The 14,284-nt window shown below is 72.0% G+C and carries 11 protein-coding genes; 2 read left to right on the forward strand and 9 right to left on the reverse strand.

What is annotated here, in order from left to right; all coding sequences use genetic code 11:
• Positions 1 to 341: 341 nt before the first annotated feature.
• The 4 genes from ABT092_RS07065 to ABT092_RS07080 all read right to left on the reverse strand — a co-directional run bounded on the left by ABT092_RS07065 (position 342) and on the right by ABT092_RS07080 (position 5,215).
• On the reverse strand, positions 342 to 875 hold the full coding sequence (locus tag ABT092_RS07065) for an alkyl hydroperoxide reductase (protein ID WP_351240675.1): 534 nt from the start codon (positions 873 to 875) through the stop codon (positions 342 to 344).
• 2 nt (positions 876 to 877) lie between these two features.
• Positions 878 to 1,432, reverse strand: coding sequence for a peroxiredoxin (locus ABT092_RS07070; RefSeq protein WP_351240677.1), 555 nt, complete (start codon positions 1,430 to 1,432; stop codon positions 878 to 880).
• Between the two features lie 344 nt (positions 1,433 to 1,776).
• Positions 1,777 to 4,311 (reverse strand): ABC transporter permease, encoded by a 2,535-nt coding sequence (locus tag ABT092_RS07075; RefSeq protein WP_351240679.1) that lies wholly within the window; start codon positions 4,309 to 4,311, stop codon positions 1,777 to 1,779.
• Positions 4,312 to 4,444: 133 nt separating this feature from the next.
• A complete protein-coding gene (locus ABT092_RS07080; RefSeq protein ID WP_351240681.1) occupies positions 4,445 to 5,215 on the reverse strand; it encodes an ABC transporter ATP-binding protein in 771 nt (256 codons plus the stop codon).
• A gap of 338 nt (positions 5,216 to 5,553) precedes the next feature.
• Between ABT092_RS07080 and ABT092_RS07085 the strand changes: the two genes are divergently transcribed.
• Positions 5,554 to 6,537, forward strand: a complete 984-nt coding sequence (locus ABT092_RS07085; protein WP_351240683.1) for a hydrogen peroxide-inducible genes activator — start codon at positions 5,554 to 5,556, stop codon at positions 6,535 to 6,537.
• Between the two features lie 89 nt (positions 6,538 to 6,626).
• Here the strand turns inward: ABT092_RS07085 and ABT092_RS07090 are convergent, their stop codons facing one another.
• The 5 genes from ABT092_RS07090 to ABT092_RS07110 form a co-directional block, all read right to left on the reverse strand.
• Positions 6,627 to 9,017 (reverse strand): FtsX-like permease family protein, encoded by a 2,391-nt coding sequence (locus tag ABT092_RS07090; protein WP_351240685.1) that lies wholly within the window; start codon positions 9,015 to 9,017, stop codon positions 6,627 to 6,629.
• On the reverse strand, positions 9,014 to 9,700 hold the full coding sequence (locus ABT092_RS07095; protein ID WP_351240687.1) for an ABC transporter ATP-binding protein: 687 nt from the start codon (positions 9,698 to 9,700) through the stop codon (positions 9,014 to 9,016). Before ABT092_RS07095 ends, ABT092_RS07090 begins: the two co-directional genes overlap by 4 nt.
• Positions 9,697 to 10,221: a PadR family transcriptional regulator gene (locus tag ABT092_RS07100; protein WP_351240689.1), complete on the reverse strand. Its 525-nt coding sequence runs from the start codon at positions 10,219 to 10,221 to the stop codon at positions 9,697 to 9,699. The genes ABT092_RS07095 and ABT092_RS07100 overlap by 4 nt, the downstream gene beginning before the upstream one ends.
• 132 nt (positions 10,222 to 10,353) lie before the next feature.
• On the reverse strand, positions 10,354 to 10,677 hold the full coding sequence (locus ABT092_RS07105; protein WP_351240691.1) for a type II toxin-antitoxin system antitoxin: 324 nt from the start codon (positions 10,675 to 10,677) through the stop codon (positions 10,354 to 10,356).
• On the reverse strand, positions 10,674 to 11,618 hold the full coding sequence (locus ABT092_RS07110; RefSeq protein ID WP_351240693.1) for an SPFH domain-containing protein: 945 nt from the start codon (positions 11,616 to 11,618) through the stop codon (positions 10,674 to 10,676). Before ABT092_RS07110 ends, ABT092_RS07105 begins: the two co-directional genes overlap by 4 nt.
• Before the next feature lie 254 nt (positions 11,619 to 11,872).
• Here ABT092_RS07110 and ABT092_RS07115 point away from each other — a divergent pair, with 254 nt between their 5' ends.
• Positions 11,873 to 14,230 carry a transglycosylase domain-containing protein gene (locus ABT092_RS07115; RefSeq protein ID WP_351240695.1) on the forward strand — a complete coding sequence of 786 codons (2,358 nt, stop codon included), beginning with the start codon at positions 11,873 to 11,875 and terminating at the stop codon, positions 14,228 to 14,230.
• Positions 14,231 to 14,284 lie beyond the last annotated feature (54 nt).

Genomic DNA, 14,284 nt, shown 5'->3' on the forward strand with positions numbered 1-14,284 from the left:
CGCTCGTTCACGCCGACCTGCCTGGCCGCCACGGACTGAGGGACACCTCCGGCTCGAAGCCGCTCGTACTCGTCCCGCTGCGGATGCCGCTGGGGTCGACGTACCGAGCTCCGTCCGGCCTTCCTGGCCCATCCGAACGCGGTGTTCCGGTTCACCCCCAGCTCACGCGCCACCACAGTCACGCTCCCCACGGCATCCAGCCGCGCAAGAAAACGCTCCCGCAACCCCGCAAGATCATCGCGTCCAACAGCCACGGTCCTCGCAACTCCCACACATCGCGGGTGTTGCGAGGACCGTTAGAACCCAAGGCAGCCGTACGGGCCCTTCGTGCGGGTGCGGGATCAGCCGGCCAGAACGGCCTCGGAGTCCAGCGTGACGCCGACCGCCTGGATCACCGCGGCGATCTTGAACGCCTCCTGGATCACGTCGCGCTCGACGCCGGCCTTGCGCAGCACCTGCTCGTGCGAGTCGAGGCACTGGCCGCAGCCGTTGATCGCGGAGACCGCGAGGGACCACAGCTCGAAGTCGGTCTTCTCGACGCCGGGGTTGCCGATCACGTTCATCCGCAGCCCGGCGCGCAGCGTGCCGTACTCCGGGTCCGACAGCAGGTGCCGGGTGCGGTAGAAGACGTTGTTCATCGCCATCACCGCGGCGGCCGACTTGGCCGCCGTGTACGCCTCGGGGGACAGGTTGGCCTTCGCCTCGGGCTCCAGCTCGCGCAGCACGATCGGCGAGCGGGACGCGATCGCGCAGGCCAGCACCGTGCCCCACAGCTGCTGCTGCGGCAGGTCGCTGTTGCCGATCACCGAACCGAGGTTCAGCTTCAGGTCCTTGGCGTAGTCCGGTATCGCGGACTTCAGCTCATCGAGGGCCACGGTCACTCACCGGCCAGGAGCTGGACCGGGTCGAGGGTGTTCTCGCCCTTGTTCCAGTTGCACGGGCAGAGCTCGTCCGTCTGGAGGGCGTCGAGGACCCGCAGGACCTCCTTGGGGTTCCGGCCCACGGAACCCGCGGTCACCATGGTGAACTGGATCTCGTTGTTCGGGTCGACGATGAACACCGCGCGCTGGGCGAAGCCGTCCTCGCCCTGGACGCCGCAGTCCTTCATCAGCTCGTGCTTGGAGTCGGCCAGCATCGGGAAGGGCAGGTCACGCAGGTCGGCGTGGTCCTTGCGCCAGGCGTGGTGCACGAACTCGGAGTCGCCGGAGACGCCGAGGACCTGCGCGTCGCGGTCGGCGAACTCGTCGTTCAGCTTGCCGAACGCGGCGATCTCGGTCGGGCAGACGAAGGTGAAGTCCTTCGGCCAGAAGAACACCACGCGCCACTTGCCCTCGTAGGACTTGTGGTCGACCTGGGCGAACTCCTTGCCGCTCTCCAGCGAGACGCAGGCGGTCAGGTCGTAGGTGGGGAACTGGTCACCGACAGTGATCACGGTGCTACTCCATGGTGCCGAGAGGGTTGGACGAGTGCACCCTGTCACACGGCGCGACCCCCGGTGAAATCGATCAGTGCGGTCAATGTGATCCGGTTGCCCGATCAATGCGCTCGGGTGGTGCATCTGGGGGAACGGCCTGTTCAGGGGCGGTCCAGAAGCGTTCGAACACTGGCTGGATCGGTCAGGATCGGTCGGTGAACGAGCTGCGTGTGGCGGAAGGGGTACGGCGCGCGGCCGATAGGGCGGGCGGCGCCGGACCCGGTTGCCCGACGGCCGGTAGGGCGGGCGCCCCGGCCTCTCCGACTCCGTTCCGGGCCCCTCCGCCGCCCCCCGGGCCGGGGCTACTCCGTCTTGACGGCCGTGAGCACGTCGAGCCCGGCGGCGCTGCGGGCGGGCCACAGGGCGGCGAGGACGCCCACTGCTCCGGCCAGCAGCAGGAAGAGTCCGATCCGGTCCCAGGGGAGGGTCAACGCGTAGTCGGGGATGTTGTTCCTGAACGTCTCGCCGATGGCCCAGCCGAGGAAGGTGCCCAGCACGATTCCGACGGCCGCGCCGAACACGGAGATCACGAGGGCCTCCAGCCGGATCATCCGTTTGACCCCGCGGCGGTCCAGGCCGACGGCCCGCAGCAGGCCGATCTCCTGCTGCCGTTCGAACACGGACATCGCCAGGGTGTTGACGACGCCGAGGACCGCGATGATCAGGGCCATGCCCAGCAGTCCGTACATGATGTACAGCATGGTGTTGATCATGCCGCCGAGCTTGGTGCGGATGTCCTGCTTGTCGGAGACGGTGATGCCGGGATCGTTGCCGAGGGCGTCGATCAGGACCTGCTCGTTGACGGGGGACGCGCCGCCGTCCATCGTGACCCAGACCTCTCGGATGTCGGGCTTCTCCTCGTAGGGGGCGAGCATCTCGCGGGGCAGGACCACCCCGGAGACGAACTCGTTGTCCTGGACGACCGCTCCGACCGTCAGCTGTTTCGTGTCCTTCTGCCCCCTTCCCTCGAAGGTGACGGCGAGCGTGTCGCCCGTCTGCCAGCCGTTCTCGTCGGCGCTGGTGCGCGTGAGCGCGATCTCTCCCCGGCCGAGGGCGTCGAGGGAGCCGGAGACGACCGGCAGGTCGAGCACCCGGTGCACGTCGTCGGCGGAGACGCCGGAGACGGTGCGCACCTCGCCCTCGATCCGCACCTCCGCCGCCTGCTGCGGGGAGAGCGCGGCGACGCCCTCGGTCCGCTCCAACGCGGTCAGCACCGACTCGTCCACCGGGTTGCCGCTGGCCGTGGCCACCGCGTAGTGGCCCAGGACGTTGTCGGTCGTCGCCCGCTCGATGGACGCACCGAGGGTGGCGCCGATCACGGTCAGGCCGGTGATCAGGGTCAGGCCGATGGCGAGCGCGGAGGCGGTGGCCCCGGTGCGGCGCGGGTTGCGGACGGCGTTCCGTCCGGCGAGCTCGCCGGCCACCCCGAAACCGCCCCGGAGCAGTGGACGGACCAGTGCGACCACCGGCCGCGCCAGCTGCGGGATCAGCACGATGACGCCGATCAGGGCCAGGAACGCGCCCACCGCGATGACCGTCCGCCCGTCGTCGCCGTCCTCGAAGGAGGCGCCGGTGGCGATCGCCGCGGCGCCGACCGCGGTGAGGGCGGCACCGGCGAGCGTGCGGACCAGCAGGGACCCGCTGGTCGCCGGCGCGTGGACGCTGCTCATGGCGGCGACCGGCGGGATCTTCGCGGCGCGGCGGGCGGGGAGCCAGGCGGCGAGGACGGTGACGGCGATGCCGACGCCGAGGGCGGCGAGCACGGCGGTGGGGGAGACGACCAGGGGGCCGGCGGGGATCTTGACGCCCCAGGAGTCCATGGCGGAGCGCAGGCCGGCGGCGAGGCCGAGGCCGACGCCGAAGCCGATGGCGGAGGCCAGGGTGCCGACGAAGAGGGCCTCCAGGATGATGGACCGCTTGACCTGGCGGCGGGAGGCGCCGACGGCCCGCATCAGGGCCAGTTCCCGGGTGCGCTGGGCGACCAGCATGGTGAAGGTGTTGGCGATCAGGAAGATGCCGACGAAGAGCGCGATGCCGGCGAAGGCCAGCAGCACCGTGTTCAGACCCTCCACGCTGGACTCGATCGCTTCGGCTTCCCGGTCCGCCCATGCGCCGGCGGTCCTGGCGATCGCCTCCTCGGGCAGCAACGGCCTGACCCCCTCCAGGACCTGCTGGGCCGTGGTCGTCGGGTGGGCCGCCACGGTGACGTGGTGGTAGTGGCCGGGGCGCAGGTACTGCCGCTGGGCCACGGCGGTGTCGAACAGGACGAGGCTGCCGCCCGCGTTGACCGCGCCGTCCTCGGTGGTGAAGATCCCCGCGAGGGAGAACTCGCGCACCGGTCCATCGGTGGAGACGCGCACGGTGTCGCCGACCCGGTAGTCGCCCCGGTCCGCGGTGGCCCGGTCGAGGGCGATCCGGTCGGCCGTCAGCGGGCCGGTCCCCTCGACGAAGTCGTAGGCGGCGTCCTTGCCGTCCTTGCCGGGGGCGAAGTTGCCGCCCTTGTTGGACCAGCCCACCCCGATGAGCTTGCCGTCCTGGTCGGCGACCCCGGCGAAGCCGGAGACCCGGCCGGTGACCGCGGCGACCCCGTCCAGGCCCTCGATCCGCTTCAGTGCGGACGCCGGTATGCCGACCTCCCGACCGTCCTTGACGGGAGCCTCGACGGCGACGGCGATGTTGTCGTAGCTCTTGGCGGATTGGTTGCGGAAGGCGTTGCCGAGGGTGTCGGTGAAGACCAGGGTGCCGGAGACGAAGGCGACGCCGAGCATGACTGCGAGTACGGTCATCAGCAGCCTGGCCTTGTGCGCGAGGACGTTGCGCAAGGCGGTACGGAGCATGGGTGTGGTGTCCTGGGGTGAGGGCCGGGTGGCGGCGGTGCGGCGATGCGGCGATGCGGCGATGCGGCGGTGCGGCGGTGCGGCAGGGGGCGGCGGCCGGGCTGCGGGGCGGGTGGTGGGGTGGCCGGTGGTGTTAGCTGGTGCGGCCCTTGGCGTCGAATGCCTTCATGCGGTCGAGGACGGCGTCGGCGGTGGGGGTGTGGAGTTCGTCGACGATGCGTCCGTCGGCGAGGAAGATGACGCGGTCTGCGTAGGAGGCGGCGACGGGGTCGTGGGTGACCATGACGACGGTCTGGCCGAGTTCGCGGACGGAGTTGCGGAGGAAGCCGAGGACTTCGGCGCCGGAGCGGGAGTCGAGGTTGCCGGTGGGTTCGTCGCCGAAGATGATCTCGGGGCGGGAGGCGAGGGCGCGGGCGACGGCGACGCGTTGTTGTTGGCCGCCGGAGAGCTGGGTGGGGCGGTGGCCGAGCCGGGCCCGGAGCCCGATCATGTCGATCACGGTGTCCAGCCACTGCCGGTCCGGCTTGCGACCGGCGATGTCCATGGGGAGGGTGATGTTCTCCAGGGCGGTCAGGGTCGGCAGCAGGTTGAACGCCTGGAAGATGAAACCGATCTTGTCGCGGCGGAGCTGGGTGAGCTGCTTGTCCTTGAGGCTGCCCAACTCGGTCTCACCGATCTTGACGGAGCCGCCGGTGAAGGTGTCTAGGCCCGCGACGCAGTGCATCAGCGTCGACTTCCCCGAGCCCGAGGGGCCCATGATCGCGGTGAACCGGGCCTGGTGGAAATCGACGCTGACCCGGTCCAACGCGACCACCTCGGTCTCGTCCTGGCCGTAAACCTTGCTGAGCTCGGTGGCACGCGCGGCCACGCCCGTGGCCCGGTCGGCGATGGAGTAGGTGGTCACGGGAGGAGGCTCCTGTCGGGGTCGGCGGGGGGATGCCTCCATCGTGGTCGTCCTCGCGCCGCCCGTGGTCAGCCGCAGTTCCCGTCCTGTGGGTGCCCATCGACAGGGGTCGCACGGCCCTCCGTCATACCTGAGGCTGACACCGCCCGGCCCCGGGCGGCCCCCTCGTGGGGCCGAACGGTCGGCAAGGTGATCGGGTTGGCCGATCAATGCGCTCGGGTGGTACATCTGGGGGAACGGCCTGTTCACAGGCGGTCCAGAAGGGTGCGGACACCGGCTGGACCCGCTCTCGGGACCGGTCCGTGAACAGATCAGGCGCGGCAGGAGGAGCACGGCACGTGGCGGGCAGGACGGGCAGCACCGGACGCGGCACCCCGACGACCGGCCGGAACAGACAGCCCAGCCTCGCCCAACTCCGCGCCTTCGCCGCGGTGGCCGAGCACCTGCACTTCCGGGACGCCGCCGCGGCCATCGGCACGAGCCAGCCCGCCCTGTCCGGGGCGCTCTCCGCCCTGGAGGAGACCCTCGGCGTCCGGCTGGTCGAACGCACCACCCGCAAGGTGCTGCTCTCGCCCGCCGGGGAACGGCTCGCCGCCCGTACCCGGGCCGTGCTCGACGCGATGGGCGAGCTGCTGGAGGAGGCGGCCGCCGTCCGGGCCCCGTTCACCGGCACGCTGCGCCTCGGGGTGATCCCCACCGTCGCGCCCTACCTGCTGCCCGCCGTGCTGCGGCTCGTCCATGACGCCTACCCGGAGCTGGACCTCCAGGTGCACGAGGAGCAGACCGCCTCACTGCTCGACGGGCTCGCCGCCGGCCGGCTGGACCTGCTGCTGATCGCCGTTCCCCTGGGCGTCCCCCAGGTCACCGAACTCCCCCTCTTCGACGAGGACTTCGTCCTGGTCGCGCCGCGCGGCCACGAGCTGGGCGGTCGGGAGGGCATCCCCCGGGAGGTGCTGCGCGGGCTGGACCTGCTGCTGCTGGACGAGGGGCACTGCCTACGGGACCAGGCGCTGGACGTGTGCCGGGACGCAGGCCGCGAGGAGGGCCCGGTGTCGATGACCGCGGCCGGACTGCCCACCCTGGTGCAGCTGGTCGCCGGCGGGCTCGGGGTGACCCTGCTGCCGCGGACCGCGGTGGCGGTGGAGACCGCGCGGGACGGTCGGCTGGTCACCGGCGGCTTCGCCGCCCCCGCACCCAGCCGGCGGATCGCCCTCGCCATGCGCACCGGCGCCGCCCGCTCGGCGGAGTACGCCGCCCTGGCGCGGGCGCTGCGCACCAGCCTCGCCGAACTTCCGGTGCGGCTGCTCGACGACCCCGAGTGACGGCCGGGGGTCTACGACGATCGAGGACGGCAAAGGGGGTGGTCCGGTCTCGGTGACCGGAACACCCCCTTCCCCCCGCAGACGGGCCGTTACTCGGTGCGCAGCCCCTCCGGCCGCATCAGCCTCAGCAGTACCGGCATGGTCAGTGCCGTCACCAACAGGACCACCAGGCCCGCCACTCCGGTCATCGCCCCGACCACCGCCCAGGGCACCGCGGGCGTCGTCTGCACCACGAAGAGCAGCACGGTGCCCAACAGCAGGCCGACGCCCAGCGCCAGCACCAGGGCCAGGACCACCGGGACCGCCGTCTGCCACAGCACCGACCAGACCAGCGTGCGGCGCCGGGTGCCGAAGGCGACCAACGAGGCCAGCAGCTTCTTCCGCTCCCTGAGCCGTTCGACCTGCGAGACCAACAGGCTCGCCCCGATCAGCAGCAGCACGCAGGTCGCTCCGACGAACAGCCCCTTGCGGACGTCCGCGAACTGGTCGTTGACCGCCACGCCGTAGTGGTCCGACACCTGGTGGAACGGGCTCAGGGCGGCCACCGTGGTGCGCACCCGGTCCCGGGCGTCCAAAGCCCCCTCGTCCACTCCGACGAAGACCTGACCGCCCAGCTGCCGGGCCCGCTCCTCGGGGAAGGCGCCCGGGGTGGCGAGCAGACCGTCCCGCTCGTACCCGACGGGGTCGGGCAGCGGCCGGGCGTCCTTCACCTCGGCGGGCAACCGCCACCTGGTGTCCGCAGCCGCCGCTCCGGCGCCCCCCGCGTCGACGTACAGGGTGGCGTGGGGCTCGGCGTGCTTCCGGGGCGCGTTGCTGGCCTGTCGGTCGCTGAGCAACCGGAACACGTCCCCGTCCCGGCAGGAGGGCAGGTCGGCGACCTTGCGCAGGGTCGCGCAGTCACCCACCGCCAACTCCATCGGGTCCTCCCCGTCCGCGGCCGGGCGGGGGGTGACCAGGCCGGTGCCGATCGCGGAGGCGAACCGCACCCCGGGGAGGCCCGCCAGCGCCTCCCGCACCTCGGCGGGCGGTACCGAGCGAGGCGTGCGCACGTCCATCTCGGCGCGCCGGAGGTCCTTCTCGGCGACCTGGATGTAGTCGTTGTCGACCCCGGCGAACAGCATCTGGAGGGCGACGGCACCGGCGACGGCGACCGCGACGCCGTTCATCGCCTGGGCGGCGGCCCCTCCGCTGAGCTGGAGCCGGCGGACGGCCAGCTGCCAGGACACCGGGCCGCCGCCGAGCCGGCCCACCACGGACTCCACGACCCAGGGCAGCAGCGAGGTGACTCCGAGGAGCAGCAGCACCGCGCCGCACACCACCACATACGTGTTGAAGTAGTCGGCGGTGCCCTGCGCGATCAGCGGGGCGAGCAGTGCCACGCCTCCGATCAGGGGCAGCAGTCGCCACAGCAGTCGCCGGCGCCGGGGCCGGGCCGTGCGCACCACGCCGAGCGGTTCGATGACCACGCCGCGCAGTGCCAGCAGGGTGACCGCGACCGAGGCGAGCGGCACGGCGAGGACGACCAAGGCGGCCAGCAGCGGGCCGGGGGCGAGGTCCTCGGGGAAGACGGACACCTGCTCGATGGTCATCACGTTCGCGAGCTGTCGGCCGAGGAAGAACATGACGGCCCCGACGGCCAGTCCCAACAGGGAGCCGGCCACCGCTTCGCCGGCGGCGACCCGGCGGGTCATCCGGGCGTCCGCGCCGACCAGGCGGAGCGCGGCGAGCCTACGGTCCCGGCGCTCGCCGCCGAAGCGGACCGAGGCGGCGACGAACACCGCCACGGGCATCAGCAGCACCACCAGGATGATGAGCACCAGCAGCATCAGGACTGGGTCGAGGGGGTCCGCAGTCGCCTGCGTGCCGAACGCGTCGATGCGCATGGCGTGGCCCGCGCCCCCGTCGGTGTTGAGCCGGTCGTGGCCCGCGTAGAAGACCAGTTCGCCCGGGCCGGACAGCCCCTCCGTGCCCACGGTGGCGGTGATCTCGTAGGGGATGCGCCCGGACAGCAGCTTCGTCCCGTCGGAGTCGAGCAGCTCGCGCAGCGCGGGCGAGACGGCCATCTCGCCGTGGGCGGGGAAGGCGTCCAGACCGGGCGGCAGCGGGGCCCGGGGGCCCTCCGGCTTGAGCAGTCGGCCGCGCACCTCCATGTCGCGGAAGGTGGTGTCGGCGGCCCTCACCAGCAGGGAGCGGTCGGTGGGGCGTCCGCCGTCCACGGCGTGGTTGAACTCCGAGCGCGCTTCGTTGCGGACGTCACGGCGGTCCATGGCGCCCGGGACGGAGGAGGCCAGCAGCAGCACGCTGACGCCGAGCCCGACGCCGACCGCGGTCAGCAGGGTGCGGACCCATGCCTCCCGTCCGCCGGTGAGGGCGAACCGGACGCCCATCAGGAGGTCGCGCAGGGCGCTCCCGTTCGGGGCGGGCAGGGGGCTGTCGGTGGCGGCCCGCCGGGGTGCGGGCCGGGTGTCGGTGGCGGTCACGCTATCCGCTCCATGTCGCGGGACTTGCCGTCGCGGACGATGACCTCGCGGTCGGAGTAGGCGGCGACCCGGGCCTCGTGGGTGACCAGGACGACGGCGGCGTTGGTGGACCGGGCCGCCTCCGTCAGCAGCTCCATGACGCGCTCGCCGTTGTAGGAGTCGAGGGCGCCGGTCGGCTCGTCGGCGAAGATCACCCGCGGGCCGCTGACCAGGGAGCGGGCCACCGCGACCCGCTGGCCCTGACCGCCGGAGACCTCGCCGGGCCGCTGGTCGCGGACGTCGTCCACCTCCAGCCGGGCCAGCCACTCCAGCGCGGTGGCCTCGGCGGCCCTGCGCCCGGTGCCGGCCAGCCGCAGCGGCAGGGCCACGTTCTCCACGCAGGTCAGTTCCGGCACCAGTTGCCCGAACTGGAAGACGAAGCCGAACTCGGTGCGGCGCAGCGCGCTGCGCCCGGCGTCGGAGAGGGTGCTCAGCTCGTGGCCCCGGTACCGGATGGAGCCGGAGTCGGGGGTGACGATCCCGGCGAGGCAGTGCAGCAGGGTCGACTTGCCGGAGCCGGAGGGGCCCATCACGGCGACGACCTCGCCGGCGTGGATGGAGAAGTGGGCGCCGTCGAGGGCGGGGGTGGGACCGTACGCCTTGCGCAGGTCCGTGGCGACCAGCAGGGAGCCGGCGGGGGTCATGGACGCACCTCCTGGGCGAGCTTGTCGAGACGGGCGGCGGTGAGTTCCAGCCAGCGCAGGTCGGCTTCGAGGTGGAACAGGGCGTGGTCGCAGATGAGCTGGTCGGCGAGGTCGCCGCGCCGCTTGCGATCGGTGAGGGTGCGCATCATCCGCAGGTGTTCGGAGCGCTGGGTGTCGAGGATCTCGCTGGCGTCGCGTTCGGTGAGCAGCGCGAGGACGACCTTGGTGTAGAGGGTCGACTGGAGGTACGGCTCGGGCTTCTCGGGGGTGGCGAGCCAACGCCGGACGTCGGTGACGCCGGCGTCGGTGATCGCGTACCGCTTGCGTTCGGGGCCGTCGCCCGCCTCTATCCCGTCGACCTCGACGAGGCCGTTCTTCAGGAGGCGGGACATGGTCGAGTAGACCTGCCCGTAGTGCAGCGGACGGTCGTGCCCGAACTTCTCGTCGAAGGCCCGCTTCAGGTCGTAGCCGTGGCGGGGGCCGGACTCCAGGAGTCCCAGCAGGGTGTGGCCGATGGACATGCCGAGAACTGTACACAGTGCGTATACACGCGACGTATACCTAGGGTGTATAGCTGGCCGTGGGAGTGGTGTCCGCGCAGGTCAGAGCCGTTCATCACGGTTCAGTGACAGGGTCGGGCGGGAGGCGTGGGGTCAGTTCTCGGGCCGCTCCCCGGGCGGCTGCGGAGCCCGCGGCGGACGCCCGCGGCGGGCGATCGGCCCGGCCGATCCGGGGAGCCGGCCGGCGTCCCCGAGGGCCCGGCGCAACAGGAACTCGATCTGCGCGTTGGCGCTGCGCAGCTCCTCGCCGGCCCAGCGCGCCAGCGCGTCGTAGACCAGGGGGTCCAGCCGGAGCAGGACCTGTTTGCGGGCGGCGGCGGGCCTCCGCCGCGGGGCGGCGGGGGCGTCCGGTGCGCCCCCCGAGGGGGCGGCCCCGTGCTCGCCGCCCGCCGGGGGGCCCTGTGCGTCGGGGGTCACTGGTAGAGGGACCCCGTGTTCAGCACCGGCTGCGCGGCGCGTTCCCCGCACAGGACGACCAGCAGGTTGGACACCATGGCGGCCTTGCGCTCCTGGTCCAGTTCGACCAGGTCCTGCTCGGTGATCCGCCCGATCGCGTCCTCGACCATCCCCACCGCCCCGTCCACGATCAGCCGGCGGGCGGCGACCACCGCCCCGGCCTGCTGGCGCTGGAGCATCGCCGAGGCGATCTCCGGCGCGTAGGCGAGGTGGGTGAAGCGGGACTCGATGATCTGCACCCCCGCGGCCTCGACCCGGGCCCGCAGTTCGACGGCGAGCTTCTCGGTGATCTCCTCGGAGTTGCCGCGCAGCGAGAGCCCGTCCTCGTCGTGCGCGTCGTAGGGGTACTCGATGGCGATGTGCCGGACGGCCGCCTCGGTCTGGGTGGAGACGAACTCCAGGAAGTCGTCCACCTCGAACACGGCCTGCGCGGTGTCCTCGACCCGCCACACCACGACCGCGGCCAGTTCGACCGGGTTGCCGTAGGCGTCGTTGACCTTGAGCACCGCCGTCTCGTGGTTGCGGACCCGGGTGGAGACCTTCTCCCGGCTGGTCAACGGGTTGACCCAGCGCAGGCCGTCGGTGCGGATGGTGCCCCGGTACCGGCCGAAGAGCTGCACCACCCGGGCCTCGCCGGGGGCGACCGTGTTCAGCCCGCCCAGGGTGAACAGCGAGCCGACCACCGTCAGGACCCCGAGGGGCAGGAGCACGGCGAGGCCCGTGCCGCCGAGGAGGCCGGCCAGCACGATCAGCACCGTGCCCAGGGCGATGCCGAGCAGGCCGAGCGAGAGGGCGAGCCCGCCGCTGACGCTGTGCGCTGGGAACTCCGTCACCCGGGGTTCGGGCATCTCGGGCAGCTCGCCCGGGTCGGTCGGGCCGGTGCGGGTGTGCTCTTCGGGCATGGGTGACCCCCCGTTCGTCGATCCGGGCCGGTTCGGAGCCCGGAAGCTTCTAGCAAAGTGATATCACTTTAACGCGGGTGGCAACCATCCGACCTCCCCGGCCGTCGACTTCCTAGGGGACGGGTGCTCATTGTCACGTCAGGAAATCGCCTGATCTGCCGGAATCTGTCACGAGGTGCGGTGTTAGCTTGCAGAGCCGACCGCGGACGCGCGGCAGGAACACGAGAGACGAGAAGCGGAGCGAACGGGAACCCATGGGGCGAGCGGAGGAACGACGGGCCCGTCAGCGGGCCGCCGGGCGGCGCGCGCGGCGCGGGAACGCCGGCAAGACCCGTACCGGCATACGCCGGTTCTTCACCTGGCGGAAGCTGCTCGGGGCCGCCTTCGGCACCGTCCTGCTGGGCATGCTCGGCTTCGTGGGCCTCTACCTGTACGTGGACGTGCCCGAGGGGAACGCCGAGGCCGAGCTCCAGGGCAACGTCTTCAAGTACAGCGACGGCTCCCCGCTCGCCCGCACCGGCTTCAACCGGGAGAAGGTGGACCTGGACCAGGTGCCGCTGGACGTCCAGCGCGCCTTCGTCGCCATCGAGAACAAGTCCTTCTACTCGGACCGGGGCGTCGACCTGAAGGGCATGACCCGCGGCGTCCTCAACACCCTCGCCGGCAAGGGCAAGCAGGGCGGCTCGACGATCACCCAGCAGTACGTCAAGAACTACTACCTGACCCAGGACCAGACCGTCAGCCGCAAGCTCCAGGAACTGGTCATCTCCCTCAAGGTCGATCGTCAGAGCACCAAGGAGGAGATCCTCGCCGGGTACCTCAACACCAGCTACTTCGGACGCAACGCCTACGGCATCCAGGCCGCCGCCCAGGCGTACTACCGGGTGGACGCGAAGGACCTCACGGTCGCTCAGGGCGCCTACCTCGCCGCACTGCTCCAGGCCCCCAGCCAGTACGACTGGGCGGTGGCCGGACCCCGCGGCAAGGAACTGGTCACCGACCGCTGGAACAAGTCCCTCAACAACATGGTCGAGAAGGGCTGGCTGGAGCAGGCCGAGCGGGAGGCCACCGAGTTCCCGGTGCCCAAGGCGCCGCGCCCCGCCCCCGGGCAGAAGGGCCAGGGCGGCTACCTGGTGGAGGCCGCCAAGCGCGAGCTGGAGCAGCAGTTCCGCAGCGAGGGCATGAGCCAGGCCGAGGCCGAGGCCCTGGTGCAGGCCGGCGGCTGGACGTTCACCCTGAACATCGACAAGAAGAAGCAGGAGCTGCTGGAGAAGGCGGTCAAGGCCGAGGTCACCGACAAGCTCGATCCGAAGGAGCGCACCGTGGACGGCGACGTCCAGGTCGGTGCCGCCTCCGTCGACCCCGAGACGGGCGCCGTCCTCGCCATGTACGGCGGCGTCGACTACCTCAAGCACTACACCAACAACGCCACCCGGCGTGACTACCAGCCCGCCTCCACCTTCAAGCCGCTGATCTACGCCGCCGCCCTGGAGCGCGGCGCCACCACCCAGGACGACGAGGAGATATCCGCCGCCACGGTCTACGACGGCGACAGCAAGCGCCCCGTGGAGGGCAGCGACATCGCGTTCGCCCCGCCCAACGAGGACGACGTCGACTACGGCCCCGTCACCGTGCAGAAGGCCATGAACAAGTCCGTGAACTCGGTCTTCGCGCAGATGGGCGTCGACGTGGGCATGGACGCGGTGATGAGCACCGCCGGCTCCCTCGGCATGGACGTCGAGGGGCTCCAGTCGGTGCCCGCGCAGACCCTCGGCACCATGGGCGCGAGCCCGCTGGAGATGGCCGGGGTGTACGCCACCCTGGACAACCACGGCAAGCAGGTGCGGCCCGCCGTCCTGAAGTCGGCCACCCACAAGGACCGCACGGTCGACCTCCCGAACCCGATCGGCGGCCAGGTGGTCAAGCGCTCCACCGCCGACGCCGTCACCTCGGTGCTCACCGGAGTCGTCGACGACGGCACCGGCAGCGCCGTGCGCAACGCCGAACAGGACGTGGCCGGCAAGACCGGCACCTCCGACGAGAACCGCTCGGCCTGGTTCACCGGCTACACCCCCGACCTGGTGACCTCGGTCGGCCTGTTCGGCGAGGTCCCCAAGAACCGCACCGACGAGGACGGCAAGAAGCTCGCCAGCGGCGCGCAGACCACCCTCCAGGGCGCGGCCGGCGGCGGCCGGGTCAACGGCGGCGGCTTCCCGGCCCGGATCTGGGCGGCCTACACCTTCGCCGCCATGGGCGAGCCCTCCGAGTTCGACCTGGAGACCGACCAGGGCGCGGCCGTCTCCCCGCCCGCCGAGCCCAGCCCCTCGCCGTCCGCCCCGGAGCCGTCCGCCTCCGCCTCGCCCGCCGAGTCCGAGGAGCCGACGCAGGAGCCCACGACCGAGGAGCCCGAGGAGCCGACGCCGTCCACGAGCGCACCCGAGTCGCCGGAGCCCACCGAGGGCGAGAGCCCGCCGGCCACGAGCAGCCAGAGCCCCGACCCGGGCGACGGCGGCGAGGAGCCCGCACCGGGACCCTCCACGCCCCAGACCCCGACGCCCTCGGGCAGCCAGAGCGAGGAACCCCCCGCCCTCGGCGCCGCAGACCCGGGCTGAGCGACCGCCGGCGCCCCCCGACCCGCCACGGGTCGGGGGGCGCCGGCGTGCGTC

The organism is Streptomyces sp. NPDC002490 (assembly GCF_040296045.1).
GTDB lineage: Bacteria > Actinomycetota > Actinomycetes > Streptomycetales > Streptomycetaceae > Streptomyces.